At 59.2% G+C, this 26,082-nt stretch carries 25 protein-coding genes and 2 pseudogenes; 14 read left to right on the top strand and 13 right to left on the bottom strand.

All coding sequences use genetic code 11. The features are described 5' to 3' along the window. Positions 1-72 precede the first annotated feature (72 nt). From ACSQ76_RS22275 to phnE, 4 genes are read left to right on the top strand one after another with little or no spacing between them, the layout of a single operon-like run. Positions 73-1,950 (top strand): cytochrome c peroxidase, encoded by a 1,878-nt coding sequence (locus ACSQ76_RS22275; RefSeq protein ID WP_437158370.1) that lies wholly within the window; start codon positions 73-75, stop codon positions 1,948-1,950. Beyond that, positions 1,950-2,825 (top strand): phosphate/phosphite/phosphonate ABC transporter substrate-binding protein, encoded by an 876-nt coding sequence (locus tag ACSQ76_RS22280; RefSeq protein ID WP_437158371.1) that lies wholly within the window; start codon positions 1,950-1,952, stop codon positions 2,823-2,825. The genes ACSQ76_RS22275 and ACSQ76_RS22280 overlap by 1 nt, the downstream gene beginning before the upstream one ends. Beyond that, positions 2,822-3,604: a phosphonate ABC transporter ATP-binding protein gene (locus tag ACSQ76_RS22285; protein ID WP_437158372.1), complete on the top strand. Its 783-nt coding sequence runs from the start codon at positions 2,822-2,824 to the stop codon at positions 3,602-3,604. Before ACSQ76_RS22280 ends, ACSQ76_RS22285 begins: the two co-directional genes overlap by 4 nt. After that, positions 3,601-4,362, top strand: a complete 762-nt coding sequence (gene phnE, locus ACSQ76_RS22290) for a phosphonate ABC transporter, permease protein PhnE (protein ID WP_437158373.1) — start codon at positions 3,601-3,603, stop codon at positions 4,360-4,362. The genes ACSQ76_RS22285 and phnE overlap by 4 nt, the downstream gene beginning before the upstream one ends. A 3-nt stretch (positions 4,363-4,365) precedes the next feature. Here the strand turns inward: phnE and ACSQ76_RS22295 are convergent, their stop codons facing one another. The 4 genes from ACSQ76_RS22295 to ACSQ76_RS22310 form a co-directional block, all read right to left on the bottom strand. Further along, positions 4,366-4,875: a L,D-transpeptidase family protein gene (locus tag ACSQ76_RS22295; protein ID WP_057796567.1), complete on the bottom strand. Its 510-nt coding sequence runs from the start codon at positions 4,873-4,875 to the stop codon at positions 4,366-4,368. 66 nt (positions 4,876-4,941) lie between these two features. Continuing rightward, positions 4,942-7,296: a heavy metal translocating P-type ATPase gene (locus tag ACSQ76_RS22300; RefSeq protein ID WP_437158374.1), complete on the bottom strand. Its 2,355-nt coding sequence runs from the start codon at positions 7,294-7,296 to the stop codon at positions 4,942-4,944. Positions 7,297-7,770: 474 nt separating this feature from the next. After that, a complete protein-coding gene (locus tag ACSQ76_RS22305; RefSeq protein ID WP_057796563.1) occupies positions 7,771-8,433 on the bottom strand; it encodes a L,D-transpeptidase in 663 nt (220 codons plus the stop codon). A 466-nt stretch (positions 8,434-8,899) separates the two neighbouring features. Next, the gene (locus ACSQ76_RS22310) at positions 8,900-9,481 is read right to left on the bottom strand and encodes a L,D-transpeptidase (RefSeq protein ID WP_437158375.1); all 582 of its coding nucleotides are present in this window, start codon (positions 9,479-9,481) and stop codon (positions 8,900-8,902) included. Between the two features lie 451 nt (positions 9,482-9,932). Here ACSQ76_RS22310 and ACSQ76_RS22315 point away from each other — a divergent pair, with 451 nt between their 5' ends. Further along, positions 9,933-10,694 carry a hypothetical protein gene (locus ACSQ76_RS22315; protein WP_437158376.1) on the top strand — a complete coding sequence of 254 codons (762 nt, stop codon included), beginning with the start codon at positions 9,933-9,935 and terminating at the stop codon, positions 10,692-10,694. A gap of 41 nt (positions 10,695-10,735) precedes the next feature. Here the strand turns inward: ACSQ76_RS22315 and ACSQ76_RS22320 are convergent. The 3 genes and pseudogenes from ACSQ76_RS22320 to ACSQ76_RS22330 all read right to left on the bottom strand — a co-directional run. Further along, positions 10,736-11,101: pseudogene (locus ACSQ76_RS22320) on the bottom strand (integrase core domain-containing protein); the annotation flags it as partial. 344 nt (positions 11,102-11,445) lie between these two features. After that, positions 11,446-12,171 carry a copper-binding protein gene (locus tag ACSQ76_RS22325; protein WP_437158377.1) on the bottom strand — a complete coding sequence of 242 codons (726 nt, stop codon included), beginning with the start codon at positions 12,169-12,171 and terminating at the stop codon, positions 11,446-11,448. 46 nt (positions 12,172-12,217) lie between these two features. Then, on the bottom strand, positions 12,218-12,727 hold the full coding sequence (locus ACSQ76_RS22330) for a multicopper oxidase domain-containing protein (RefSeq protein ID WP_437158378.1): 510 nt from the start codon (positions 12,725-12,727) through the stop codon (positions 12,218-12,220). A gap of 277 nt (positions 12,728-13,004) precedes the next feature. On the opposite strand from ACSQ76_RS22330, the gene ACSQ76_RS22335 reads away from it, so the two are divergent. From ACSQ76_RS22335 to lgt, 9 genes and pseudogenes are all read left to right on the top strand, one after another. Further along, positions 13,005-13,391, top strand: coding sequence for a hypothetical protein (locus tag ACSQ76_RS22335; protein WP_146050083.1), 387 nt, complete (start codon positions 13,005-13,007; stop codon positions 13,389-13,391). A gap of 204 nt (positions 13,392-13,595) precedes the next feature. Further along, positions 13,596-14,735: a multicopper oxidase domain-containing protein gene (locus tag ACSQ76_RS22340; RefSeq protein WP_437158379.1), complete on the top strand. Its 1,140-nt coding sequence runs from the start codon at positions 13,596-13,598 to the stop codon at positions 14,733-14,735. Further along, complete coding sequence (locus ACSQ76_RS22345) at positions 14,732-15,367, top strand: multicopper oxidase domain-containing protein (RefSeq protein ID WP_437158380.1); 636 nt, start codon at positions 14,732-14,734, stop codon at positions 15,365-15,367. The genes ACSQ76_RS22340 and ACSQ76_RS22345 overlap by 4 nt, the downstream gene beginning before the upstream one ends. A 25-nt stretch (positions 15,368-15,392) precedes the next feature. Then, entirely contained in the window at positions 15,393-16,094 is a 702-nt protein-coding gene (locus ACSQ76_RS22350) for a copper resistance protein B (protein ID WP_103764596.1), read from the top strand. 323 nt (positions 16,095-16,417) lie between these two features. Beyond that, positions 16,418-16,846, top strand: coding sequence for a DUF6010 family protein (locus ACSQ76_RS22355; protein WP_437158381.1), 429 nt, complete (start codon positions 16,418-16,420; stop codon positions 16,844-16,846). A gap of 10 nt (positions 16,847-16,856) precedes the next feature. Further along, positions 16,857-17,540 carry a TVP38/TMEM64 family protein gene (locus ACSQ76_RS22360; RefSeq protein ID WP_437158382.1) on the top strand — a complete coding sequence of 228 codons (684 nt, stop codon included), beginning with the start codon at positions 16,857-16,859 and terminating at the stop codon, positions 17,538-17,540. Beyond that, positions 17,537-18,286 (top strand): hypothetical protein, encoded by a 750-nt coding sequence (locus tag ACSQ76_RS22365; protein WP_437158383.1) that lies wholly within the window; start codon positions 17,537-17,539, stop codon positions 18,284-18,286. Before ACSQ76_RS22360 ends, ACSQ76_RS22365 begins: the two co-directional genes overlap by 4 nt. Further along, positions 18,276-19,598: an APC family permease gene (locus tag ACSQ76_RS22370; protein WP_437158384.1), complete on the top strand. Its 1,323-nt coding sequence runs from the start codon at positions 18,276-18,278 to the stop codon at positions 19,596-19,598. Before ACSQ76_RS22365 ends, ACSQ76_RS22370 begins: the two co-directional genes overlap by 11 nt. A 128-nt stretch (positions 19,599-19,726) precedes the next feature. Continuing rightward, positions 19,727-20,532: pseudogene (gene lgt, locus ACSQ76_RS22375) on the top strand (prolipoprotein diacylglyceryl transferase). Between the two features lie 44 nt (positions 20,533-20,576). Here the strand turns inward: lgt and petA are convergent. The 6 genes from petA to ACSQ76_RS22405 form a co-directional block, all read right to left on the bottom strand. After that, complete coding sequence (petA, locus tag ACSQ76_RS22380; RefSeq protein ID WP_103764601.1) at positions 20,577-21,125, bottom strand: ubiquinol-cytochrome c reductase iron-sulfur subunit; 549 nt, start codon at positions 21,123-21,125, stop codon at positions 20,577-20,579. Between the two features lie 175 nt (positions 21,126-21,300). Continuing rightward, positions 21,301-21,774, bottom strand: coding sequence for a hypothetical protein (locus tag ACSQ76_RS22385; RefSeq protein WP_437158385.1), 474 nt, complete (start codon positions 21,772-21,774; stop codon positions 21,301-21,303). 18 nt (positions 21,775-21,792) lie between these two features. After that, positions 21,793-22,443 carry a methyltransferase family protein gene (locus ACSQ76_RS22390; protein ID WP_437158386.1) on the bottom strand — a complete coding sequence of 217 codons (651 nt, stop codon included), beginning with the start codon at positions 22,441-22,443 and terminating at the stop codon, positions 21,793-21,795. After that, entirely contained in the window at positions 22,440-22,673 is a 234-nt protein-coding gene (locus tag ACSQ76_RS22395; protein ID WP_437158387.1) for a DUF2933 domain-containing protein, read from the bottom strand. The genes ACSQ76_RS22390 and ACSQ76_RS22395 overlap by 4 nt, the downstream gene beginning before the upstream one ends. Before the next feature lie 51 nt (positions 22,674-22,724). Further along, on the bottom strand, positions 22,725-25,133 hold the full coding sequence (locus ACSQ76_RS22400) for a copper-transporting P-type ATPase (RefSeq protein WP_437158388.1): 2,409 nt from the start codon (positions 25,131-25,133) through the stop codon (positions 22,725-22,727). 203 nt (positions 25,134-25,336) lie between these two features. Further along, positions 25,337-25,606, bottom strand: a complete 270-nt coding sequence (locus tag ACSQ76_RS22405; protein WP_437158389.1) for a DUF5676 family membrane protein — start codon at positions 25,604-25,606, stop codon at positions 25,337-25,339. Positions 25,607-26,082 lie beyond the last annotated feature (476 nt).

The following is a 26,082-nucleotide window of genomic DNA, read 5'->3' on the forward strand; positions in this document are numbered from 1 at the left end:
CGGGATTGACAACTTGTTTGCTTCGGGTAGATAAATTAGCCATGTCTAACTTTTGCCCTGGAGACCGTGGTGATGCTAAATATTATGAGAGTGCTGCTCACCACACTCGCAAGTGCGCTCCTCCTGCCCGGACCTGTCGCCGCGACGCCGGCCAAGGAGGCGCCCTGGCTTCCCGAGGCAGCGGCCTACCGTCTGACGCTCTTTCTTTTAAATCTCGAGCCTCGGCCCTGGGACATCACCGATACCGCTTGGACGGAACCCTACCGGGGTTCAGAATTCTCTGTCGGCGCGCTGGCGTGGCTGGACCGCGAAAGCGAAATCGAGCCCGCAGGTCTCTTGAAGGCCATGATGCGCGAAGACCGGCAGGCGGTTTTTGCCGAGGCGACGCGGCTCATCGCGCTCAGGATCGAAGAGGAACTGGACCGGGCTCTCGCGGCCGAAGAATCGGCGACGGCACAGCAGGCCGTACGAATGGCACGCGAACTCTACCGCGCGTTCGAGGACGGCGTTGCGGCCGCCGATTCGGAGGCTGCGAGACGGATCGGCCTGGCTTGGCTGGAGCTCAATAGCAGCACCGGGTTCTCTGGCGTACTTGGCGCAGGCTCGACATCTGCGGATCGCGAGACCATGGAAGCGGCGCGCGCAGTGATCTCCAGCTATCTTGCGGAAAACTATCTTTTGGACAGCTTCGCTCCGCGTAGGGCGTTAAGCGCCCTGCCGGAAACCGCCGTGCTCAGCGGTCGCGCCATCGAGGTGCCACCAAGCCTGCCACCGGGCTCCGACATCTTCGATCAGGACCCGTTGCCACTGCTCGTCCTCAATTTCGAGGAGCAGGGCATCGACGAGACCGACCTGCCGCTCGTCGCTTACGGCGACATGCTGTTCGACAGCGCGCAGATCTTCGGAAGCCCCGCGCGCGATCTCGGGATCACCTGCTCGACGTGTCACAACCGCTCGGACATAAACCAGCGGCTTTTCGTTCCGGGCGCAAGCCACCAGCCAGGCGCGATCGATGTCGACGGCGCCTTTTTCAACCCGATCTTCAACGACCGGCGCGACGACCCGCTCGACATTCCCAGCCTGCGCGGGCTGCGCTTCACCGGACCCTATGGCCGCGATGGCCGCTTCGCCTCCCTTCGCGATTTCACCCGCAACGTGATCGTCAACGAGTTCGGCGGGGATGAACCGACGCCCTTCGTGCTGGACGCTCTCGTCGCCTACATGCTCGAGTTCGACTTCCTGCCGAATTCCATGCTGACGAGTGATGGCCGCCTGACCGACGCGGCCCCAGAGGCCGCCCGGCGCGGCGAGGAGATCTTCAACACGCCCTTTGCCGGGCTCGGCGACCGCTCCTGCGCCAGTTGCCACGAGCCAGACGCGAACTTCCTCGACCGGCAGGCCCACGACATAGGCTCCGTTGCGCCGGCCTATGAAGGTGCCCGTGCCGGTGCGCTGGACACGCCCACGCTGCTCGGCACGGCCTATACCGCGCCCTACTTCCATGACGGATCTTTGCCGACGCTGGCCGCTGTCGTGGACTGGTTCGACGAAACGAAAGCGCTCGGGTTGACCGGGGAAGACCGCGCGTCCCTGACCGCCTATCTCGAGACCGTGGGTGCGGCGGACGAACCCTACGAGACGTTCGACACCGAGAATACCGCTTTCCGGCTGGAATTCGCCGAATTGACGACCTTCGCCTCGACACTCGACACGTTACTGCCGCGGCGGGACGCAGAGCACATCCTGCTGCTAACTGACACCCTGGCCGCGGACCTCTCGGCGGACGCCAGCACCATGTCGAACCTTGCTGCGCGGCCCGAGATCTACGCGTTGGCTGAGCGGCTGGCCGCGGTCGGCGCCGCCGTCCGTGCCGATGACTGGGCGGCCGCCGAAGCAAGCTGGACCGCGTTCAAGTCCGAAGCCGCCGCAATTGAAGAGAGGGCATTCTGATGCCAGTTCAACTGACCCGTAGAGCGATACTGACCTTGGTCGGCGCGGGCGCGGTGTCGTTGGCGACACCTCTCGCCGCGCAGGACACTGCGTTGCGGCTGGCTTTCATCCCGCAGGAGAACCCGGAGAAGCTGCTTGGCGATATCGAGGCCATCACCGGCTGGCTGGCCAGTGAGATCGGCGTCCCGGTCGAGGGGTTCGTTACCATCGACCACGCAGCGGCGGTCGAGGCGCTGCGAAACGGCGACGCGGATGTCTCCTTCATGGGCGCCCTGCCCTTCGTTCTGGCCGAGGCCGAGATCGGTGCCGTGCCACTCCTGTCCGAGGTCTACCGCGACGCGCCGAATTATACGGGCCGCATTTTCGTGCGGCGCGACAGCGGTATCGGCGCGCTCGCAGACCTGCGCGGACGCGACATCGCATTCGCGGATCCGATCTCGGAATCGGGCTATCTCTATCCGCTCGCCGAATTCGTAGAGGCCGGGCTGGTTAAAGGTCCTAGCGCAGCGGAGGAATTTTTCGGCCGCGTCTTTTTCGCGGGGGGCTACCAACAAGCCATGCAGGCAATGGCCGAAGGCCTGGTCGATGCCGCGGGCGCCAGCCAGTATGCCGACCTGCTTCTGACACCGCAGCAACAGGCGGAGGTAACCTGGATCGCGGAAAGCGCACCGATCCCGAGCCATTTGGTGATCGCTCGCCCGGGGCTCGACGCCGCTCTGCGGGACCGTTTTGTCGGCGCAATGCTGCGGCTCAATGAGCCGGAGCACCGCAACAAGCTACGCTATCTTTATGGACCGGACGGCTATGTCAGGGCCGACGGCGCCGCCTATGACGGCGTGCGCGACATGGCGCGGCGATACGGGCTGTTGGAATGAGCACTGCTATCCAAATCGACGACCTGAGTTTTGCCCATACGGGCGCGGACGTCCCGGCGCTGGAGCGGGTTTCGCTTAATATTCCGACGGGCGAAAGCGTGGCTCTGCTCGGCCCGTCCGGGGCGGGCAAGACGACCCTGCTGGCACTGCTTGATGGCAGGCTGTTTGGCTGGTGCGGGCAGGTTTCGATCTTGGGCGCACCGCTCGATCCCGATCATCCGCCAATGCGCGCGCGCCGCCCGGATACCGGTTTCGTTTTTCAAGAGTTCGCATTGGTCGAACGCTCCACTGTTCTGCGTAACGTCCTGAATGGCCGCCTGGGGCGCATGTCGCCGCTGCGGGCCCTGATGGGATCACCGACCAAGCACGATCTGGAGATTGCGCGCACGGCACTTGCCGATTGCGGCATTTCCGATCTTGCCGATCGCAGGGTCGACAGCCTCAGCGGCGGGCAGCGGCAGCGCGTCGCCATCGCGCGGTGTCTGGCGCAGGAACCACGGCTTGTTCTGGCCGATGAACCGGTGAGCAACCTCGACCCTGCGCGTGCAGGTGAGATCCTGGCGCTGCTGACCGGGGCGGCGCAAGCGCGCGGCGCGACGGCGCTGTTTGCGTCTCACCAACCCGACCTGGCGCGGCGTTTTGCGCAGCGTATCATTGGCATTCGTTGCGGGCGGATCGCCTTTGATGTGCCGACCTCCGAGTTGAACGAGGATGCGACAGCGGAACTCTATCGGGAGGTTGAGCCAATCCCAGGAATCGGCCTCAGGGCGGTATCATGATGGCGTTCCGCGGGTTTGGCGGCTTTGCGACGAGTGGTCTGATCGCCGCGGCGATCCTGTGGTCCTTCGCGACGGCCGATGTCGAGTTGTCGCGTCTCATGTCGGCTGGCCCGCGCATTGCCGATTTCCTCGGTCGGATGTTTCCACCTGACCCGACGGTGATGGCCGAGATCAAGAAGGGCAGCGCGGAAACGCTGAGAATAGCGATCCTCGGCTCCCTCGGTGCTGTGGTCCTGTCCGTTCCCTTCGGCATTCTCGCGTCCGAGACGATGGTATCGTCTGCGGTGTTCCGGTCGATCCGAACGCTGCTTGCCTTCATACGGGCGATTCCGCTGATCCTCGTGGCCATGCTCATGGTGGGCGCTGTCGGGCTCGGGCCGCTGCCCGGCATCATCGCGGTCGCCTTTCATGCAACGGGGATGCTCGCCAAGTTCTATGCCGAGGCGATCGACGGCGTGTCCCGCGCGCCGATCGCCGCGCTGGAAAGCGCGGGCGCCGGGCCGCTCGTGCGGCTCAGATACGCGATCTGGCCGCAGATGGCGCCGGTCGTCGCCCGCGACACGATTTTCCGGTTCGAGTTGAACCTACGCGAGTCGCTGATCCTCGGCATTGTCGGCGCGGGCGGGATCGGCTTTTACATCCAGACCTACGTGCGCTCTTTCCAGTATGACAAGGCGGCCAGCGTCACGATTGCCGTCGTCGTCATGGTCATCACGATCGAAGCTATCAACGTCGCGCTGCGCCGTCGTTTTGCCTGACCATCAGGCATAGATGTCGATCGGTGTCCCGTCCCTGACCATGGCGTAGATATCCTCGATCTGCCGGTCCGTGACGGAGATGCAGCCCGCGGTCCAGTCGCGTTTGTTCATCGGGTCGATCCCCTTGCGGGGCCCCCCGTGGATGAAGATGTCGCCACCCGGCGATTTTCCTTGCGCCTCCGCAAACGCGATGTCGGCTTCATTGGGATATGAAATGCCGATGGAGAGGTGGAAGAGGCTGTTTGGGTTGCGCCGGTCAATCAGGTAGGAGCCCTCCGGCGTGCGGCCGTCCCCCTCAAACTGCTTGTGGCCTTCGGGCGCGAAGCCCAATCCGATGGGATACGTCCGCAAGACGTCATCCGCCCCGTCAAGAACTAACAGCCGCTGCGCCTTGTACATGCGTAGCCGGGTCACTTGGGGTCCGTTGTACGACCGGAACTTGCTGGCACAGCCTGACAGGAAGGCGGCCAAACCGCCCAACAGCAAAACCCGCCGTGAAATTCTGGTATTCATCACTGCTCGACGCCCCTTTTGCGAGGTCTGGATGATGTCAGACGTTACCCTACCGAAACCGCCGGATCAATGACCGTGCGCGAGTGCTCCCTTCGCCATCCGCTCGCCAATCGGTTCACCGCCCGAGGGCCCCGCTTCGACCCGGTGGCCGTTCAGGAGCCGAAGCGCGTTGGCCACGACAAGCAGAGACACGCCTACATCCGCAGCAATGGCGCCCCACATTGAGGCCATCCCGAACGCGGTCAGCCCGACGAACAGCGCCTTGGTCGCCAGCGATATGCCGATATTCTGGTGGATGATCGTCATGGCCCGGCGCGAATGGCCGATCAGCCAGGGTACCTTGCCGATGTCGTCGGTCATAAGCGCGATGTCGGCCGTCTCGATCGCGGCATCCGATCCGACAGCGCCCATTGCGATGGCATAATGCGCCCGCGCCATGGCCGGTGCGTCATTCACACCGTCGCCGATCATCGCTACCATGTCGTGGCTTTCGACGAGTTCCTCAATGGCCGTCACCTTGTCTTCCGGCAAAAGTTCGGCGCGCACCTCGTCGATGCCGACTTCGGCTGCCACCGCGCGCGCGGTGCGTTCGTTGTCGCCCGTCAACATCACGATGGTCTCCACACCCTGCGCATGCAGGCGCGCAACGATACCCTTTGCATCTGGGCGGATGCGGTCGCGAAGCTCCAGTACGCCGGTCACGCCGGCCTTGTCACCCACGGCAACGAGGGTGCTCCCTGTCTCCCCGATCTGATCCCGCAGATCCGCCGGAATGGCATTGCCGAACCCCTTCTCTTCGGCGAACCGATCCGAGCCGAGCCAGATAGCGCGCCCGTCGGCGCGTCCTTCCAGACCGCGCCCGGGCACGGTGCGGGTGTCCTCTGCGGCAGACACGGAAACACCATCGGCTTTGGCGCGCGAGAGTATGGCGCGTGCCAGCGGGTGTGAAGACCGCACCTCCAGGCTTGCTGCCAGCGCCATGAGATCGCGTGCGGAAACACCGACCAGTGGGTGAACCGCCGCCACCTCAGGCTCTCCCATGGTGATCGTCCCAGTCTTGTCCATCGCCAGTGCCGTGGTCCGCCCCGGCGCTTCGACATAGGCGCCGCCCTTGATGAGCACCCCCGCCCGTGCCGACGCGGTCAGCGCCGCAACGATGGAAACCGGCGTAGAAATGACCAACGCGCAAGGACATGCGATGACCAGAAGGACCAGGGCATTGTAGAACCAGTAGTCCCAGGCACCGCCGAGCAGGAGTGGTGGCACCAGCGCGATGGTGATCGCCAGAGCCATCACGATTGGTGTGTAGATGCGCGCGAACTTGGCCACCCACTGTTCGACCGGCGCGCGGCGGGCATGGGCATCGCCTACCATGCGAATGATTTTTGCGAGCACCGTGTCCGAGGCGGCCTTCGTCGCCCGCACCGTCAGTGTGCCCTCGCCGTTGATCGTGCCGGCATAGACCTCGTCGCCGGGTTCCTTGGGTACTAGCGCGCTTTCTCCAGTAATTGGGGCCTGATCGACGGCCCCTGCCCCGTCCACGACCTCACCGTCGAGGGGGATCCGGTCGCCGCCGCGCACGATAAACCTTGCATTGACTGCCACGGCCGCGGCCGGAACGTCGGATTCCGATCCGTCTTCGTAAAGAACCCGCGCCGTTGGCGGCGCCAGATCGAGGAGCGCGGAAACCGCGTTACGCGCCCGCCCCACGCTCCAGCTCTCAAGATAGAGAGAGAGCGAGAAGAAGAAGGCGACCGTCGCAGCCTCAAAAAACTCGCCGAGGCTGATGGCGCCCGCGACGGCCACCACCATGAGCAGGTTCATATCGGGGCTAAGCCTCCGCGCCGAAGACCAGGCCTTGGGCGCGACAAGCCAAACGCCGAAAAGAATCGCGAGGGCGAAGATCCCTGCTTCCGCCATGGGCATCGGCACATCGCCATGGCCCGCAAAGAGCCCGAGCGCGCCACCCATGCCGGTCTCGACCATGTGAAAAAGGAATCCCGCCCCCCAGAAGCCGCCGCTCAACGAGGTAAAGCGCTTCTGACGTGCCAGATGCGCCGCCTGGTCCTCTGCTGCGTTGTCGGCATCCCAAGGCTTCGCGCTCATGCCGGTCGTTGCGACCAACTGCGTGACCTCGTCGTCTGGTATCCTCTTGGCGCTATCGAGGATGGTCATTCGCCCGTTGATAACGTCGAATGCCAGGTGTTCGGTTCCGCCCACTTTCGGCCCGACAACCCGGTTCAGGATCGCCACCTCTTCGGCGCAATCGAGCCCGGAGACCTGAAAGCTCCTTCCGCCGGACGGCGCTAGCCCAGCCGACGCAACATCTCTGTTCGCATCGCAACAGGATTTGCCTGTTGCGTGAGGTTGCTTTTGATCACTCCGGTGGCTGTGATCTTTGCGGTTGCCATCAAAAGACATGGATTGACCTCGGGATTCATTGATTCCACATTGCTATAGCTCCTAAAGCAACTAGAGCATCAAGAGTTAGAATAGGACGTTTCATGCAGAAAATTGCAGCGTCCGAACGTTCACCGCACCACTAAGGCGCGATGAAATCAGAAAGAGCGGGTTAAAAATGCAAAAACGACAAGCGCCTATCATTGCAGCAATTCTGGTACTCGCCGGCTGCGCGGTGCCGCCGACAGATGATGGCGCTCAGAACAAGGTTGGCAATGTTCCCGCGTCTGTAGCGGCCCTTGCTGCACCCGGTCAGGATCTCACGTCGGCTCGTCGACTTCCGGAAGATGGGTGCTACTGGTATCAGCACAGTGGACCAGTAGAGACCACTTTGGTACCTCTTCGCGCGGCCGGCGGCGGACCAATCTGCACGTCTCTCCAGTCTTGATTTGCTTGTCCAGAGGGTCGCGGATGCGTCGAGTTCAGTGCACGCCTTCAACTTTGCGCTGTCACACTATCCTCGGCCGAGTATAGAAACGCTGTCGAACCTATCTTGACGTTGGGATAAAGTTCGTTGATGTGAGCCATGACCATCCGGACGCAGCCAGAACTTGCGCGACCGCCGATGCTTTTTGGATACGGTGTGCCATGGATACGTAGATAGCTATCCCTACTGCCGACAAAAAGATAAAGCGCACGTGACCCAAGTGCGTTGGTCGGGCCAGGTTCCATACCATCTGCGTATTGCTCGTACTCCGGATTGCGTTCAATCATGTTTTTGGTTGGCGTCCAATGAGGCCATTTCACCTTCCGCTTAATCGTATAAGTTCCCGGCTCATAAAGGTCGCCCTTTGCAATGGCCACGCCGTAGCGCATTGCAGTTCCACCTTTTTCGATGTGATAGAGGTATCGCGCCACTGCGTCCACGTGGATGTCGCCCGGCACGAGATTGCGCTTCGCAACGACGCGCTGCGGCAAAAACCTTGGATGGAGACCCCATGGGTTAGTCGTGGCTGGCTCGTAGCCGAACGGTGTGACTTGCTTGTCCCAAGCCGCCTTTTGTGATTCTGTTGGCCACGTATCGGCAAAGAGCGGCTGACCGATTGAGGCCGAGAATAGCGCAGTCGTTGTCTGGATGAAGTGGCGTCTCGTCAGCATTTTTCTGTTTCCTTCGCAAGATTTTACTAAAGGATAAAATATATCCTTAACGTGCCTCTACTTACCCAGGTAAGGAATAAGGCATCGTCAGCAACCTTCCCAAGGTCTAGTTCGGTACATTTGCGTCGTAACTCCTAAAGCTCCTAAAGGTTCAAGAAAAAAGTTCTGCGAACACGGTTCCCACTAACCCAGCCTCGTCGCGTGAAAAACCAGCTGATCCAATTACTTCTCAAGGGGCTGACGAAGCTCTTTTCAACATATTTCCGAGCCACAGCCTCCAGTCAGGGTCAGACAGGCTAGCGATTGGTTGATCCTTGCGAAAGTAGGCTTCGACGTGAAAAATTGGTCCAAATTCTGCATGCGAACAGGATACGTTTGCATCATTCATTTGGGTATCAAAACCTCACGGGGTGAGACATGCGCCGCGTATTTTCGTTTCGCTAACCTCAAGTTGCAGGCGACTTTTTCAAATACCTTTCAATTTGGGGTAAAGATAAACGCGTGCACCGATCGCAACACGATCGTACAGGTCCTTTACGTGCTTATTGGTGAGGCGGGCACATCCGTTTGAAACGGCCGACCCGATGGTTTCTGGTGCATTGGTTCCATGGATTCGAAGATAGGTGTCTCGGCCGTCATCATCGTACAAATAGATCGCTCGCGCGCCGAGAGGATTATTCGGTCCTCCCTTCAAACCGTTTCTAAATCGTGCATACTTATTCGGCTCTCTTTGGATCATGGCGTTGGTCGGCCGCCACCACGGCCATTTGGCTTTGCGCGCTACTGTGAACACGCCTGATTCGTACAAATCCTTGCGTCCAACTCCTACTCCGTAGCGGATCGCCATACCTTCTTCGAGCATGAAATACAAAAAAAAATCATCCGGTACTAAATGCAGATCTCCGGGCAGCCAATCCGTCCGACGTGCGTTTACCAGTTGAGGAAGAAAACGCTCTGGAAAAGAGGGTTGACTTGCTGCACCAATCTTAGGAGCCAACATGCTGGCTGCACTGGTAGATACGAACATTCGCCTGCTAAAGTTTTTCATTTCGATGTACCCCACTAAATTGAGTTACATGAAATTGCGAACACATCGCCTCGATATGTAGAACTCACGATCGTGTGTTCACAACTGCGAGCTGTTTGACTGTTGCTCCGAGGGTACGATCCGAACTTTCGGAAGGGTTATTTGCCCAAAGCATGCCGAGCACTTAGTGGATATCTGCGTGGCAATCCTCAACACCGCTCTCCAGCGTGATACAATCTTGCCTATTCGGTCACGGGCGATAGTGGCGAGACGCTCAAGTACTTCGATAGAAACGTGTTCGTCAACTTGCTCCTGATTTTGCATCCAAATCATGAGCGAGAGCTACTGGAAAGGCCACGACGTGTGAACGATGACTTTTCGAAGGTTGGATATTGCTTCAACCTATCGTGAGTCCAGCGTCAAGATGTGGTTTCACACCTGTGCCCAACGTAGGTTCGACTCAGTAAAAAGCTTGGCGCTTGATGCGCGGTCCCGCCTCGCATATTCCGGCGCCAAATCTGCTGAGAAAGGCACGCCTTATATGACTCTGTCCACAATCCTGCGTATCGACAAAATCCTGCTCGGCATTGTCGCCGCCGTGCTGTTACTTTCGGTCGTTATTTATTTCTACAGCACCGACTATTTCTCGCTCACCTACGCGCGTGAAGACGGCTTGGTGGAATACAGCACTGCTCTCTTTCTCTGCGTGGCCAGCGTCGTCCTGGTGATCAACGCGCGGTCGCTAAAGGCGCGCGGCGCGGGCCTCGCCTTCGCCTGCACGCTGTTCTATGCGCTTGTCTTCTTCTTTGCCGCCGGCGAAGAGATTTCCTGGGGCCAACGTATAATCGGCTGGGAAACCGGCGAGACCTTCGAGGAGATGAACAAGCAGCAGGAAACGAACCTGCACAACCTGATTGTGCCCACGCCTTGGGGCGATTTCCACCTCGCCAAGACGCTCTTCGGTCCGATCCTAACGTTAGTCGTGCTGGTCTACATTACCGTGCTGCCACTGCTCTACTCGCGCGTCAGCTGGATCAAACGTGCCGCCAATCACATTGCCGCCCCGGTGCCCAGCACACGTCACGCAATGCTCGCCGTTGCAGCAAGCCTGGTGATTGCGGTCATCGACGTTCCTCGCAAATGGGAGGTCTACGAGTTGGTCTTCTCGCTCCTGGCAACCTCGATCTTCCTCCTGCCGCAGAACAGTAAACACACGACTTTCTTGGAGGCGTGATATGAACCGCGCCGGGTTTGCCGGAGGCTGATTGATCTTAGCTACGCGGCCATGTCTGATGTTTCCAGAGTCGCGTAATAGTTTGCTTCGACCTCTCTTGGCGGAATGTATACGATGGGTTCGAAAAGACGGCGGTTGTTGAACCAATTCACCCAATACAGGGTCGCGTATTCCACTGCATCGAAACTGCGCCATGGCCCGCGTCGGTGGATGACCTCAGCATTGAACAGGCCATTGGCCGTCTCGGCCAGGGCATTGTCATAACTGTCGCAAACGCTTCCCACGGAAGGTTCTACCCCCGCCTCTGCGAGTCGCTCGGTATAGCGAATGGACAGATATTGCGATCCGCGATCCGAGTGAAGCACCAGGCCTGATCCGGGTTGTCTCTGAAGAACGGCCTGTTGGAGGGTGTAAGGTGCGGTTACTCGTGGGACATCCCGTTTGTTGATTATAGCTTCTCTCTGAGCGCTTCGTAAGACGTCTTGACGCCAACGGTAGAAGCTGGATCGACCTATCCCGAAATAGCGGCAAGTCCCCGCGACGTGACCGATCTCCTCCGCATGTCGAAGTATCCTCAACTTGCGTTGGTCCTTGGTCATGAACATCTCCTTCTTCCCAAACCTCGGAGGTTAAAGAAAATGTCCCGCGAGTAACGGCATATCTACATTGCTCGGCTACCTCCGTAGCGCTTGATTTTATTGCCTCAAATCGTTGGGGCCGGGCGTGTTCGCCTCGGCCCCATTGTCTATCTTCACTTCATCTGCGTGACAGTAAGCTTGCCCTCAACCCGGTCGGCAACGAACTCGATTTCCTGACCCTCCGCCATCTTGGCCATCATTGCTTCGTCAGCGCGGAACACCATGGTCATCGCGGGCATATCAAGGTTGACGAGAGGGCCGTGAATGATTGTGACTTTGCCGGCCTCCGCGTCGATTTTCTTGATGGTCCCGCTCGTGTACTCCACGCCAGCCTGAGCTATCTGGTCACCGACCGCGACCTCACGGTGCATGCCGGCTTCGTAGTGGCCCGGGATCAGGCATGCTGCTTCGAACGTACCGGAATTCGCGAAAGTCCAGACAACCTCACCCGACGCGCCCGCATCGAGACGGATACGGTTCGGATCGTCGTGCTCCATGTCCATCTTGGCCATTTCGATCTTGTGCTCGGCATTGCGCTCGACCGTGTCGAGTACGAACTCATGCTCCAACTCACCCTTGTTGGTGATGTTGAAGCGGATGGTTTCACCCTCCTTGATGGTCATCTCTTCGCTCTCGATCAGCATCTGGCCCTCATCGTTTTCGAGCAAAGTGACGTCGATTGTGCGATCCACCTTGGCGGGGTCACCCGGCATGCCGACCATCATTTCTGTCTGTTCGGTAGGCTGGTTTTCATCATGTCCACCGCCGTGCGTGCCTGTAGCATAGGCCTGTGTGGAAAGCGCGATCGCGAGGCTTGTTGTCAGAAGAAGGTTTTTCATTTCATTTTCCTGTAGGTTGGTTTGGTTAGAGATGACGAAGGGCTGCTCAGCCCTTCGAGGCTGGTTTCTGTGTGAGAATGGTCCTGGGGCTGTTGTTGGAGGCGAATTCAGGCAACTCGCCGGTCCATTCGTAGGCCATCTCGCCCGGGGGGTTCTCGTACCAGCCGGGATCGGAGTAATCGTCCGCGTCGATGCCGTCCCGCACCTTTACGACCGAAAACATGCCGCCCATCTCGATGGGGCCGTAAGGGCCCCAACCCGTCATCATCGGGATGGTATTGTCGGGCAGCGGCATTTCCATTTTCGCCATCTCGCCCATCCCGTTCGTGCCCATAGGCATGTATTCCGGCTGGAACTGACGGATCTTCTGCGTCAGCGGCTTCTTGTTGACCCCGATGAACGTCGGCACGTCATGGCCCATGGCGTTCATCGTGTGGTGTGACTTGTGACAGTGGATCGCCCAGTCACCCAGATGGTCCGCGACGAACTCATAGGCGCGCATCGCGCCCACGGGGATGTCGATGCTGACCTCTGGCCATTGCGCTTCAGGCGACACCCAGCCGCCGCGTGTGCAGTCCGGTCGATCAGTATGAACGATAAATCTATGCGACGGACTGGTTTCGCCTGCCGCATGTTCTCCACCGGCTGCGCTTGCAAAAACTTGCGGCTCGCCGCGACTGCCTTAGCGGTCGAATAAAACCTGTGTCTTTCAAAAAATAGCATATTCAGCCTTTTGAAACGTGGGTACCTAGCCGAGCAGGCTATGCTCCCGCGCTGGAAGGTCAATAAAAACCAATGCTTTAGAAGTATAATTTTTGTAACGAAATGTATCCTTGATCTTTGTTGGCAATCGCGCTTTTTTAATTGTGAAGGGTACGAGACGTATGCGTTTTTTCAAATTGACACGAATGGCTCATATTCTGTCGCTCATCGCCTTGATGGTAGCGGCCATGCCTTTTATCGGATCTGAAGCTGACTCGCCGCAACAAGATTGGAGCCACGTCGCCGCAATGGACGTTCGTGACTGTGGCGGACATCTTGTGTCGGACGATACTATCCCCGGTTGCCGTGGTATGATGGTGCATTGCGTCACTTTTTCTAACGGCGATCATGCGCTAGCCGAACCAAAGCTCCTTATCGTTCACGTTTATCATGGCTCGCGCGCGGTCTACGCGGAAAGCTTGACGCCGGAAGCGTCTTCGCCCCCTCCGCGAGTGTGAACGGGCTTCGATTCTCATCCCTGCATCATACGGCTAAGGTTTCCGGTCTCGTCCAAAGAAGAAACGGCGTGAACATGTGACTGGCTCGCCTGTTGGGGTGGTCCTGAAACACCTCGGGTACTCGCGGGGTCACTCCTTGGAAACTACTCGAGGTCTGCCTTGGTCGGGCGAACCTTCGACTCAATCATCACAAAGGAGAAGAGTATGCGACTCTTCAAAGCAAAACAGTGTGCGCTTTCCGAAACAGCACTCAGTTCTTCGGAACATCTGGCAAAAGGTCTGTCCCGGCGTCAGTTCGGTTTGACCGCGGCTGCCGCGCTTGCCATGCCGACGGTATTGCGCGCGCACGGATCACCAAAAATCACATCGAAAGGGACCTATGATGTCACTGTCGACCGGGTTCGGATCAACACTGGAAACTTTCGGAAAATGGGCGTCGGTTACAACAAGAGCCAGATTCCAACGATCCTGCGTTTCAGGGAAGGCGAGGAAGTCACCATTAATGTGACCAATAATCTTCGCGAGAGCACTTCTATACATTGGCACGGGCTTGTCCTGCCATTCCGGCAGGACGGCGTCCCTGGCATCAGCTTCAACGGTATCGCCCCGGGTGAAACCTTCACCTACCGCTTTCCGATTCAGCAGGCGGGCACGTATTGGTTTCACAGCCACTCAGGCTTTCAGGAACCCGATGGTGCTTACGGTGCCATTGTGATCGAGCCGCGCGATGGTGAACGGCTTGGGGCAAATCGCGATTATGTCGTGCAACTGGCCGACAAACACCCGCATCCGGGCAGCCGGATCATGCGGAATCTCAAGAGGATGCCGGATTATTACAACCGCTCGCAACGCACGTTGCAGACCCTGATCAAGGATTCGCGTCAGGACGGCCTAAAGGCAGCCCTCAAGGACCGCGGAATGTGGGGCCGGATGCGAATGATGCCAACCGACATCGAGGATGTGCAGGGATACACGGCGCTCATCAACGGACGAAGCACCTCGCAAAACTGGATAGGACTATTCCGGCCAGGTGAGAAGATCCGCCTACGGATCATCAATTCTTCGGCCATGACCTATTTCGATATGCGTATTCCTGGCCTGAAAATGACCGTGGTCCAGGCTGATGGCAATGACGTCAAGCCAGTCACGGTTGACGAGTTGCGTGTCGCCGTAGCCGAAACGTATGACGTCATCATCCAGCCGCGGGAAAACAAAGTTTATAGCATCATTGCCGAATCAATGGGTCGCACTGCGCTCGTTCGTGGGACTCTATCGCCAAAAAAGGTTATGCCGGGGCCGTGCCGCGGCTCAGGTCCAAGCCATTGCTCACAGTGGCCGACATGAGCGGCATGATGGGGATGGATATGGGTGACCACGTCATGCAGAACGCAAGTGGCATGCAGACCATGAGTGGAATGGAGCACTCAAAAATGCAGGGTATGAATAAGCCCGGCATGAACGGCATGGAGAACTCTGGCATGAATATGTCAGGCAATCACGACCCATTCTATGCGCCAGGGAGCGGGCTGACACCCAAGGCCTATAACGGCGGCAAGTTCCTGTCCTACACGGATCTGCGCGCTGCGCGGCCGCTTTACCGGAACCGCGCTGCCTCGCGCACCATTGAACTGCGTCTGACGGGCAACATGGAGCGTTACATCTGGTCGATCAACGGAGTAAAATACGAGGATGCCGACCCAATCGTGCTGAATTATGGCGAACGGGTGCGCATCCGCTTCATCAATGAGACAATGATGGCGCATCCAATGCACCTGCACGGGATGTGGTCGATCATCGATACCGGTCAGGGCGCGCGTAACCCCATCAAGCACACGGTGAGCGTCCAACCCGGCACGACAACCGACATAGAGGTAGAGGTCGATGCCCCTGGACAGTGGGCTTTCCATTGTCACCTCTCTTACCACGCTGACGGTGGCATGTTCCGCAAAGTCGTAGTCAGAGGGCGCCCAGCCTGAACCAGTCAGTAAAAGGAAAATCAAGATGAAACGTTTCAAACTGGCCGGACTTGCCGGCCTCTTTCTGCCATGGGCTCAGGTCACATACGCCGAGCCGCTTATCTGGGGTTTCCAAGCGGAGCAGTTCGAATATCGCGCGATGGATGGTGAGGATGCCTTCGTATGGGATTTTGATGCTCTGGCGGGATCGGATGAGTTGAAATTCGTCTGGAGAAGCGAAGCCGAGCTTGGCCTCACATCGGATGATTTCGAAAAATTGGAAAACCAGGCGCGACTTCAGTTTCCAGTTTCGCCTTTCTTTGATGCCGTAGTGGGGGCTTATGCGGATACGCCGGGTGGGGCACCTGACCGCTACGCTGGTGTGGTAGGCCTCAAAGGCCTCGCGCCGCAGTGGTTCGAGATCGATGCCGATCTTTTCGTGTCTGATCACCCATTCTTCCGTTTCGAGGCAGAGTATGAGGCACTGTTGACCAACCGCCTGATTTTCACGCCGAGCATCGAAGTTGATATGCCCCTGAAGGATGATCTGGCGCGCGAACGCGGCGCTGGCGGTGCTATAGTGGAGATCGGAGCGCGGCTCAGCTATGACGTCATCGACCGCGCTTTTTCTCCTTATGTCGGCGTTAACTACGAGGCCTCTTATGGCGACACGAAGGACATCGTCAAAGCAAATGGTGAAGATACTGATGCATTTTCGATCGTCTTCGGTACGCGCCTAATGTTCTGAAAATTTTGTCGCCCCGGCTGCAAGCCCGGGCGACTTTCAAACTATGCAATCCCCAAAGGGAGCGTGAGAGATTAACAGCCAAACTTGAAACGAAACCGTGATGAGTGGACGGGGACACGCGGGTCACATGCGGTAGAGCGGACGCAGCATGGCAATTTCAGCTTAACGAGGTCGCTGTCGATGTGCGCGAGATGATGGGCCAGGCCGTCGACGCCGCGTGAAATGGAGATTCTACGATTACGTCTTGAGCTTCCATCAGATGGAAGCCCTAGGGTCGTAGCGACCCGGACGCAATCCCGCCAGATACGAGGACGCACCGCACCATGTCGAACGATAGAAGCCAAGTCGGCTGGATCACTACAGATACGCTGGGTCCGAGTGCCATCGGTTCGGGGTTGTTCCTCGTATTTGCGCCCGTTCACCTTTGGGTGCCCGAACAGGTCTCGGTCGCAATCGCGGCCCTAACACTGGCCGTGATCGGGGGCGCCTATATCGGTTTCGGCGCCTCCTCTGGCTTGGCCCGGCAGTTCTGGTTGGAATTCGGGGCCGCTGCCTTCTACGCGTTTGTGGCGCTTGTTGGTCTGCTCTGGTCCCCGCTCGCGTTGCCGCTGGGACTGGCGGCGCATGCGGCCTGGGACCTGCTGCACCGTATTAGCGCCTTCGGTGCACCGGTGCCGAAATGGTACATTCCCTACTGCGTGGTCTTCGATCTGCTGGCCGCCGGTTTTCTCCTCATCCTTTATCTACCGTGAGGGCGGTCAGGTGGCACAGGGCATCACGGTTGGAACAGGCGCAAAAATCGTCCTCGCGGTCGCGCTCGTGGCCGCTGCGTCGGCGCTGTTCCTTGGGCCCTTATCAGGCTTCGTGGAAGACCTCAGCGGCGAGCGGATATCGGCCTCTGTGAGCGCCGCCGGCGCATGGGGGCCGATCGTCATCATCGCCCTCATGACGATCGCCATCGTCGCCACGCCGATCCCAAGCGCACCTATCGCCTTGGCGGCAGGTGCCGCATACGGACATACGATCGGTACCATTTACATCGTCATCGGCGCCGAACTCGGCGCCTTGGCGGCCTTCGCTCTGGCACGGTTCCTGGGGCGCGATGTGCTGGCCAGAAGGTTGGGCGAGACGGTGGACAAGGGCTGGCTCGGATCGCAGAACGCGCTGGCCCTGACCGTGTTCGCCAGCCGGCTGATGCCGTTTATCTCGTTCGACATCGTCAGCTACGCTGCCGGTCTCAGCTGCCTGCATTTCTGGCGTTTCGCTGTAGCGACGCTTGCCGGCATCATCCCAGCCAGTTTCGTTCTCGCGCATTTCGGTAACGAGGCGGTGAGCGGCGAGCCCGGGCGAGCCGCCTGGGCCGCTGTCGGGCTGGGGGCACTGACGCTGACCCCCCTTATCGTCGGGGCGATCCGCGAGCAGCGCGGAAGGAAGGCTCGCTCATGACCGCGACCCCCAGGCCCGACGCGCGCCCGTCCCCGGGCTGGAGAGCCGTTCGCGCGCTGATCCGCCGCGAGCTGTTGCGGACTTGCCGCTGGCAACTGGGCAATCGGGCATTGCACCTTGCGGATGGCGAAAAGGTGCGCTGGCTGCCTGAAGACATCGAGCGTTTTCTCGTCACGCTCGATCGTGCAGCGGAAGAGATGCGGGAGATTGCCGGATTGCAGACCCTGCCCGATGGCGGCAGCCGGCTGATGGTGGAGCTTGCCATCTACACCGTCGCCGCCGATGCCGCTCTGCGGCGCCCCGGGGCCGAGACGGGGTGCGCGCACGCGGTCGTCACCGATGTCGGTTGGGAACTCTACCGCCGGATGCTGCGCCTGTCGTCGCTGTCCGCGCGACTCTTCAGCCGCGATCCCGGGCGCAGGCTGCGCTGGACGATCCGGGCGCTGCTGGTGTTTCCCTTCCACCCGGTCGGCGCCCCGGGCCTTGCTGCGCGCATCTTTCGCGATGGCGACGACCTGCAAACGCATTTCGCACATGCCCGCCGCAAACATTTGCCCGGGCGGCCGCAGCGCATCGCGCGGAGCCCGAACTGCTGGAAGCCTTTCGCGAAAGTTGGAGCCTCAACGACTGGCCCGGCGCTAATCTCATCGCCGGGGATGGCAAGCGGGGGCATTCCCGCAGACCGCAGACGCTCTCGGCCGGGAAGGCACGCGCATCCAAAAAGGGAATGTCTAGATGAAATCTGAATACAAGGCGAACAGTATAAGCCTCGCGGGTGCCATCGCGATGGGGACGGGCGTGATGATCGGTGCCGGTATATTCGCGCTGACCGGACAGATCGCACAGCTTGCCGGACCGCTCTTTCCGCTGTCCTTCATCGCCGGTGCGCTTGTCACTGCGTTCAGCGCATATACCTACGTCAAGATGTCCAACGCCTACCCTTCGGCCGGAGGCATCGCGATGATTCTGCAGAAGGCCTATGGCCCGACGACCGTCGCCGCGGGGGCCGCGTTGCTCATGGCCCTATCGATGGTCATCAACGAAAGCCTCGTTGCGCGGACTTTCGCCACATATTCTTTGGAGGGATTAGGCGTCGAGCAGACCAACTGGTTGGTTTCTACCCTCGGTGTGGGTCTGATTGTGTTTGCCTATCTCATCAACGCTGCCGGCAACCGGTCGGTTGGGTTGTTCTCGATCGTCATGGCTATCCTAAAGGTGGGAGGTATCACGCTTTTCGGGGCGGCGGCGCTCTGGGCAGGCGGTATTTCGTTCGAGGCGGCGACGGACGGGCAATCGACGCAAGTCACCGGCTTCGTGGCCTCCGTTGCGCTTTCGATCCTCGCTTTCAAAGGGTTCACCACGATCACCAATAGCGGTGCCGAAGTGACCAATCCGAACCGTAATATCGGTCGGGCCATCGTTGCGTCCATCGGCATCTGCGTTATCGTTTATCTTCTCGTCGCCTTCGCCGTCGGTTCCAGTCTTAACCTTGAAGAGATCATCGCTGCAAAAGACTATGCCCTTGCTGAAGCCGCAGGGCCGACCTTGGGCCGCACGGGCTTCTACCTGACTGTCCTACTGGCCATCGTCGCCACGTCCTCAGGACTGATCGCGAGCATTTTCGCGGTCTCTCGAATGCTTGCCATGCTGACCGACATGAAACTGATCCCCCACAGCCACTTCGGCATGCCGGGTGCGATCCGAGACCATACTTTGGTCTACACCGTGGTTATCGCCAGTTTCCTAGCGGTGTTCTTCGATCTCAGCCGGATCGCCTCGCTCGGTGCGTTCTTCTATCTGGTGATGGACATCATCATCCATTGGGGCGTGTTTCGGCACCTGCGACAGGAAATTGGTGCCGTGGGGGCTATTCTGCTCAGCGCGATCGCGCTCGACATCGTCGTGCTAGCGGCGTTTGCCGCTCTGAAATGGCAGAGCGATCCGCTGATCGTGCTGGTGTCCGTCGGGATGATGGCAGCTGTCTTTGCCTTCGTGGGGCTCTTTCTCCGCCGACGCCCGCCGCAGGAGGCACACTCCCAATCTCACTCGAAAATGTAGGAGAGAATCCGATGCTGACCGCCGCATTGCCCTTTCCCGACATCGGCCACGAAGTCTTTTCGTTCGATATCTTCGGATTCCACCTCGCGCTGCGCTGGTATGCGCTCGCGTATATCGTCGGCATACTCATTGGCTGGCGTATTTGCGTTCGGGCCGCCAGGCGGCCCGCAATCTGGCCGAGCGCGGGGGCGCCGATGAAGCCCGCACAGGTCGACGACCTTCTGACATGGATCATCCTCGGCGTCATCATCGGGGGGCGCCTCGGCTATGTCCTATTCTACCAGCCGCAATACTACCTGCAAAACCCGTCAGAGATCCTGATGGTGTGGCAGGGTGGCATGTCCTTCCACGGCGGGTTTCTCGGGGTGACGGTTGCGGCTCTCGTTTATTGTCTGCGCTGGCGTTTGCCATTACTGAGCACGGCGGATCTCTTGGCGCTGGCGACGCCGCCGGGGCTCTTTCTCGGGCGTCTCGCGAACTTCACGAATAACGAGCTTTGGGGCCGCCCCACCACAATGCCCTGGGGGTCGTCTTTCCGGGCGAAGCCGCGCAGACCTGCCCCGGCATCGAGGGGCTCTGCGCGAGGCACCCGTCGCAGCTTTACGAAGCGTTGCTCGAAGGAATGGTGCTGGGCATCCTTATGCTGGTTCTGGCATGGCGAAAGGGCTGGCTGAAAAGGCCCGGTGCCCTGACAGGAGTGTTTCTTGCGGGCTATGGCATGTCCAGGGCCTTCGTCGAGTTCTTCAGGCAGCCGGATTTGCAATTCGTAAGTGAGGATAACCCAATCGGACACGCCCTGCAATTCGGAACCTGGGGACTAACGATGGGGCAGGCGTTGTCGCTGCCAATGATCTTTGCCGGACTGGCATTGATCTGTTGGGCTTTTCGCATGCAACAGCGAGATCGCGACCAGAAGACAACCGAGACAGTGTAAGTTTCGATCCGCTCGAACCTATGCAATGAAACGCTGCGCGCCGTTTATCCCAAAACGAGAATCAAGTCATCCGACAGCGAAAGGTCCGGAATGTGAAGGTTCTCTGGTGCGGGTCCTTTTCTGATGCGCCCGGCGGTGTCATAATGCGAGCCGTGGCAAGGGCAAAACCAACCTCCAAAATCGCCGGAGCCGTTTCCAAGCGGAACGCATCCCAAGTGAGTGCAAACGCCAATCATGACCAAATACTCTTCGCGGCCGGGAACTGCCCGGTGCTCATCGGTCGCCGGCACGTCCCCGTCGAAGTTGGGGTTTCTTGCGATCGCATCAGGTAGGTCGGCGACACTTTCGGAACGCGCCGCAGAAATTTCCTCTTCAGTTCGATAGCGGATGAACACCGGTTTTCCCCGCCACTTCAAAGTGAGTTGCGTGCCGGGTGTCAGCTTGGAAATATCCACGCGGATACTGAGCAAAGCTCTGACATCAGCGGCAGGGTTCATCTGGTTAACAAGCGGCCAGATGGCCGCGCCCGTGACTACGGCCCCTGCCCCGGCAGTTGCATAATATAGGAAATCGCGTCGCTCTGCATGGTCAATAGGCTTTGTCGTAGTTCCTCTTAGGGGATTTCAGCACTGGAAGCTCAAGCAGATTCTTGTAACAGACTGTATCACTACCGGCCTGAACGGTATTCCGGGGGGCGTGGAAAGGTAGTGCACAGCAATCAACAAGCTCAAATGTCGCGACTGCTTGACTCGGCATTTTCTTCGGCGTTCAAACCTGCAAAACCCCAAACATCCTTACGACTTCCTTCGACGACGAAATTGATGTAAGCGAGTCTGGCTTCCAGATCTCGCGCCCTTTCATGCGACCCATCGCCGTCTGAATGCCAGTATCGATGGCTTTGGTGGCGTTGACTACGCCAAGAAACCCACCCAGCAGGAGCACAAACAGCGCTACATCAATTGCGTTCGCCGCATAACTGTCCGGGTCATAGAGTCCTGCCACGGGAGCTAGCATGACTTCGACAAAGCCCTGCGGATTGGGATCGACGGTCTGGTAGGTTCCCGGCACGGCGACTTCACGCCCGACCTCTTCGTTCATCGCACGATCATATTGTCCTGCGGGGATGATCCAGGTCAGGGCTGCGACAATGATGATTAAGACAAAAAGGATCGAGTACGCGGTCGGAAACCATGACGATACGCCATCACTGTGTGATTCCCTATCGGTTGGATTGTCGCTCATGGGTCCGCTCCCGTCTTGTCATTGAGTTGCGTCATGTGTCTGCGTGAGGTTTGGCAAGAAGGCGGGAACACGCGCGGCATACGCGTCGAACCTGTCTCCCAACGCGGCCCGGGTTTCCCGCTCCTCTGCGCGAGCAAGCCGCACGTACATCCAGATCAACACCGGATACATTGCCAGTGTCAGCAATGTCGGCCACTGGACCAGAAAGCCGGTCAAAACGAGGATGAAGCCCACGTATTGCGGATGTCGGACTCGCGAATAGGGACCACTGGTAGCCAGCGTACCGTTCCGTTGGGCTTGGTAGAGCACTCGCCAGGCAGCCGAGATCATCCAGAACCCAAGCCCGATCAGAACGAAACTCAGGATGTGGAAAGGACCAAAATGGGGGTTCGCTTGCCAGCCGAAGAGCATTTCCGGAAGGTGGCCGGCATCGTGCGAAAACCAGTCAATGCCCGGATATGAGGTCTGCAACCAACCGGACAGCAGATAAATCGTGAGAGGAAAGCCATACATTTCAGTAAACAGCGCAACGAGAAACGCGCTGAAAGCTCCAAAGCTGCGCCAGTCGCGCGCCGTTTGCGGCTTGAAGAAGCTGAATGCAAACATGATGAAAATGGCCGCATTCAGCAGGGCAAGTATCCACAGCCCATATCCTGAATCATGCATCATGACTTGTCACCTCCGCCATGACCCCCGTGCCCACCATGCATGAAGAGATGCATTACGACGCATCCAAGAAGAAGCAGCGCGAGAAACCCATTGCCGCCGAAAATATGGACACGATGTTCGAATGCGAGGAGGAACGCTCCAATCCCCAGAGCAATCAGAAGAAAGACGCCTGTGCGAGAATTCCAAAAGCCCTTTTTCTGATTGTCGTGGTTATGATTGTGCTCAGTCATTTACTTTGATCCTGTTGCTGTCGAAGGGAGAAATTGTCTGCCGTCATTGGCTCAGAACTTCAGTCGTCTCAGCCTCAAGGAGTTCAGCACAACCGACAGCGATGACGCACTCATCGCGAAAGCGGCGAAGATGGGGCCGATCAGGATGCCGAAGAATGGATAGAGTACGCCCGCGGCGATCGGCACGCCCGAGGCATTGTAGATAAGCGCGAAGAACAAGTTCTGGCGGATGTTGCGCATCGTGGCCTGGCTCAGCTTTCGGGCGCGCACGATACCGTCCAGGTTGCCTTTGACCAGAGTGAAGCCCGCGCTCTCGATAGCGACGTCTGCGCCGGTGCCCATGGCAATGCCGACATCGGCCTGTGCCAGCGCCGGGGCATCATTGACCCCGTCGCCCGCCATCGCGACTTTCCGACCCTGCTCCTGCAATTCCTTGATGATCCGGGCCTTGTCCTCGGGAAGGACATCGGCGCGGATTTCGTCAATGCCAAGGCGGTTCGCGACGGCCAGCGCGGTGCGCTCGTTATCGCCGGTGGCCATGATGATGCGGAACCCCAGTTCGTGCAGCGCCTTGAGGGCGGTGGGCGTGGTCTCCTTCACCGGGTCGGCCACGCAGACGAGCCCGGCGATCGTGCTGTCGAACACGATGAACATGACGGTCTCACCCTCGTCGCGCCGCGCATTGGCGGCACCCACCAGGGCACCGCTATCCAGCCCCATGTCTCGGATCAGCGCCGCATTACCCAAGGCAACGGCCTTGCCATCGACGCGGCCCTTGACGCCCTTACCGGTCACCGCCTCGAAATCCTCGGCCTTTGCGAAATCCACGCCGCGTTCCTCTGCACCACGCACGATAGCCTCGGCCAGTGGGTGTTCCGACCCACGTTCGAGCGAAGCGGCGAGACGCAGCACCTCGGCCTCGTCATGGCCGTCTTCGGGCAATACCGCCACCAGCCTGGGCTTGCCTTCGGTCAGGGTTCCCGTCTTGTCCACGATCAGTGTGTCGATCTTCTCGAACCGTTCCAGTGCTTCGGCGTTCTTAATCAGCACACCCAACTGCGCCCCCGTACCCGTCGCGGTCATGATCGACATCGGCGTGGCAAGGCCAAGCGCGCAGGGGCACGCGATGATGAGCACCGCCACCGCCGAAACAAGGCCATAGGCCATGGCCGGGTCCGGTCCCCAGATCGACCAGACGACGAAAGACACGATGGCGACCGCTATGACAGCCGGCACGAACATGCCTGCCACCTGATCGGCATATTTCTGGATCGGCGCGCGGCTGCGCTGCGCATCGGCGACCATCTGCACGATCTGGCTGAGCATCGTGTCAGCGCCGACGCGCGTGGCTTCGATCACGAGGCTGCCGGTGCCGTTGATCGTGGCGCCGGTGACGGGTTCGCCGGCGACTTTCTCGACGGGAACAGGCTCGCCGCTGATCATCGACTCGTCCACCGAGGAGCGCCCTTCGACGACGACCCCATCGACCGGCACCTTATCGCCGGGCCGGACACGCAGGTGATCGCCCAGTTGCACCTGCTCGAGCTCGATCTCTTCCTCGGTTCCATCGGGGCGGATCACCACCGCTGTCTTCGCAGCCATGTCCAAGAGGGCGCGAATCGCCTTTCCGGTACCTTCGCGGGCGCGCAGTTCCATGACCTGCCCAAGAAGAACCAGCGTGACGATCACGGCGGCGGCCTCGAAGTAGACACCGACGTTGCCGTTCTCATCGCGGAAACCCGCTGGGAATATCTGGGGCGCAATGACCGCAAGGATACTGAATATGTAGGCCGCGCCCACGCCCATCCCGATCAGACTGAACATGTTCAGGTTCATCGTTCGGAAGGAGTGGTAACCGCGCACGAAGAACGGCCAGCCCGACCACAAAATCACCGGAGTCGACAAGACAAGTTCCAGCCAGAGAGATGTCCGTTCGCCCAGCAATTCCATGAAATAGGTGAAACCGACGAACGGCCCCATCGCGAGGACCAAGACCGGGATGGTTAGAACGGCACCGACCCAGAACCGCCGGGTGAAATCGACCAGTTCGGGGTTACGGCCTTCGTCCTCTGCGCTGACGGTCTCGGGCTCCAGCCCCATACCGCAGATCGGACAGGAGCCGGGGCCGGGATGCCTGACTTCGGCGTGCATCGGGCAGGTATACACCGTGCCGGCGTAGCCTTCGGGCACGGTGTCGTATTCACCCCCCTTGACCCCCGCTGTTGCGGCGCCGTGGGCGTGACTGTGGCCGGAGTGATCATGGCCGTGATGGGCGTGGTCCGCGGCCTCGCCCTCGGGGACCAGGAACATGCCACATTTCGGGCATTTCCCTTCTTCGGTGCCACGTATCTCGGGGTGCATCGGGCAGGTGTAGACTGTGCCGGTGTAGCCTTCCGGAATCGTGTTGAAAGTTTCCAGGTCGTCAGCCTCCCTTACTTGCTGGCCTTTGCTGTCGTTCATTTTGCGTCCTTTCCTATCCCGTTCCGGCGAGATGCTGTCTATCCCCGATCCGAGATGTCAAAAATGTGCCCGTGGCCGGCAGAAATCAGGTGTCTTCGCTGACCTGTTTTCAGACAGGCATGTTTTTCAGCTCTTCCATCTGCCTCGCTGCCACATTCTTCGGCTATGACCCATGCCGGAGCGGGCCGGACAACATCGGCAATTCATGTCCTTTTCCTTCCCGAAAAGAAGTTGAACGTTGGCACGAAGATCACGGCGATGTACCAGCCATAGGCAAAGCTCTCGACCAGCCCCAGAAAGGCGCTCGACCAGCTGATCCAGGTCACGCCGGGCAGAAGTGGTAGCCAGGCTTGATACATGGTGGCGGTCGGGAACAGCAGGCCGAAGATAACGCAAAGCACGAAGCTGATCGCCAACAGAGTCCCAAGGGCTATGCCTAAGGGATAGATGCGAACAGGTGTGCGATCAGACATAATTTCTTCTTCCAAACTCTTTGGGGCTGTCTCGCTGGGGAGATGACTGCACCCACAGCCAAAGAGGTGTCACGAGGTTTCCTGTATCGTTTTGTCACAATGGGTGCCGAAGATGGCTCCCGATGTGTGATCTTGTTCGAGGGGAATCCGGATGGCTATATCGCGATTTACCCATGCGTAAGACGAGTGGGCGAGAAACAGGGCACAGAGTCCTTCAAAGGCGCTTAGCGAAATCATGACTATGTTGTCCTTCTTTTGGATGAATGTTGAAAAGTTACCGGCCTAACCTTCTCGCTACGCGAGACCGTAACGCGGTCGATCTCAATTATTGCTGCAGCAGCATCTCCCGGAGCGTGCAGCGGTCGATCGGGCCTCGGGCCGGACTTCGGTGGCTAGACTGACAGAACTGCCGCCACAGCACCCACCGGGCTTTGCGGTTTGGGTTTGAGATTTATCGTTTTCGATGGTATTTTGAG

It is taken from the genome of Roseovarius sp. B08 (genome assembly GCF_051417955.1).
Lineage (GTDB): Bacteria > Pseudomonadota > Alphaproteobacteria > Rhodobacterales > Rhodobacteraceae > Roseovarius.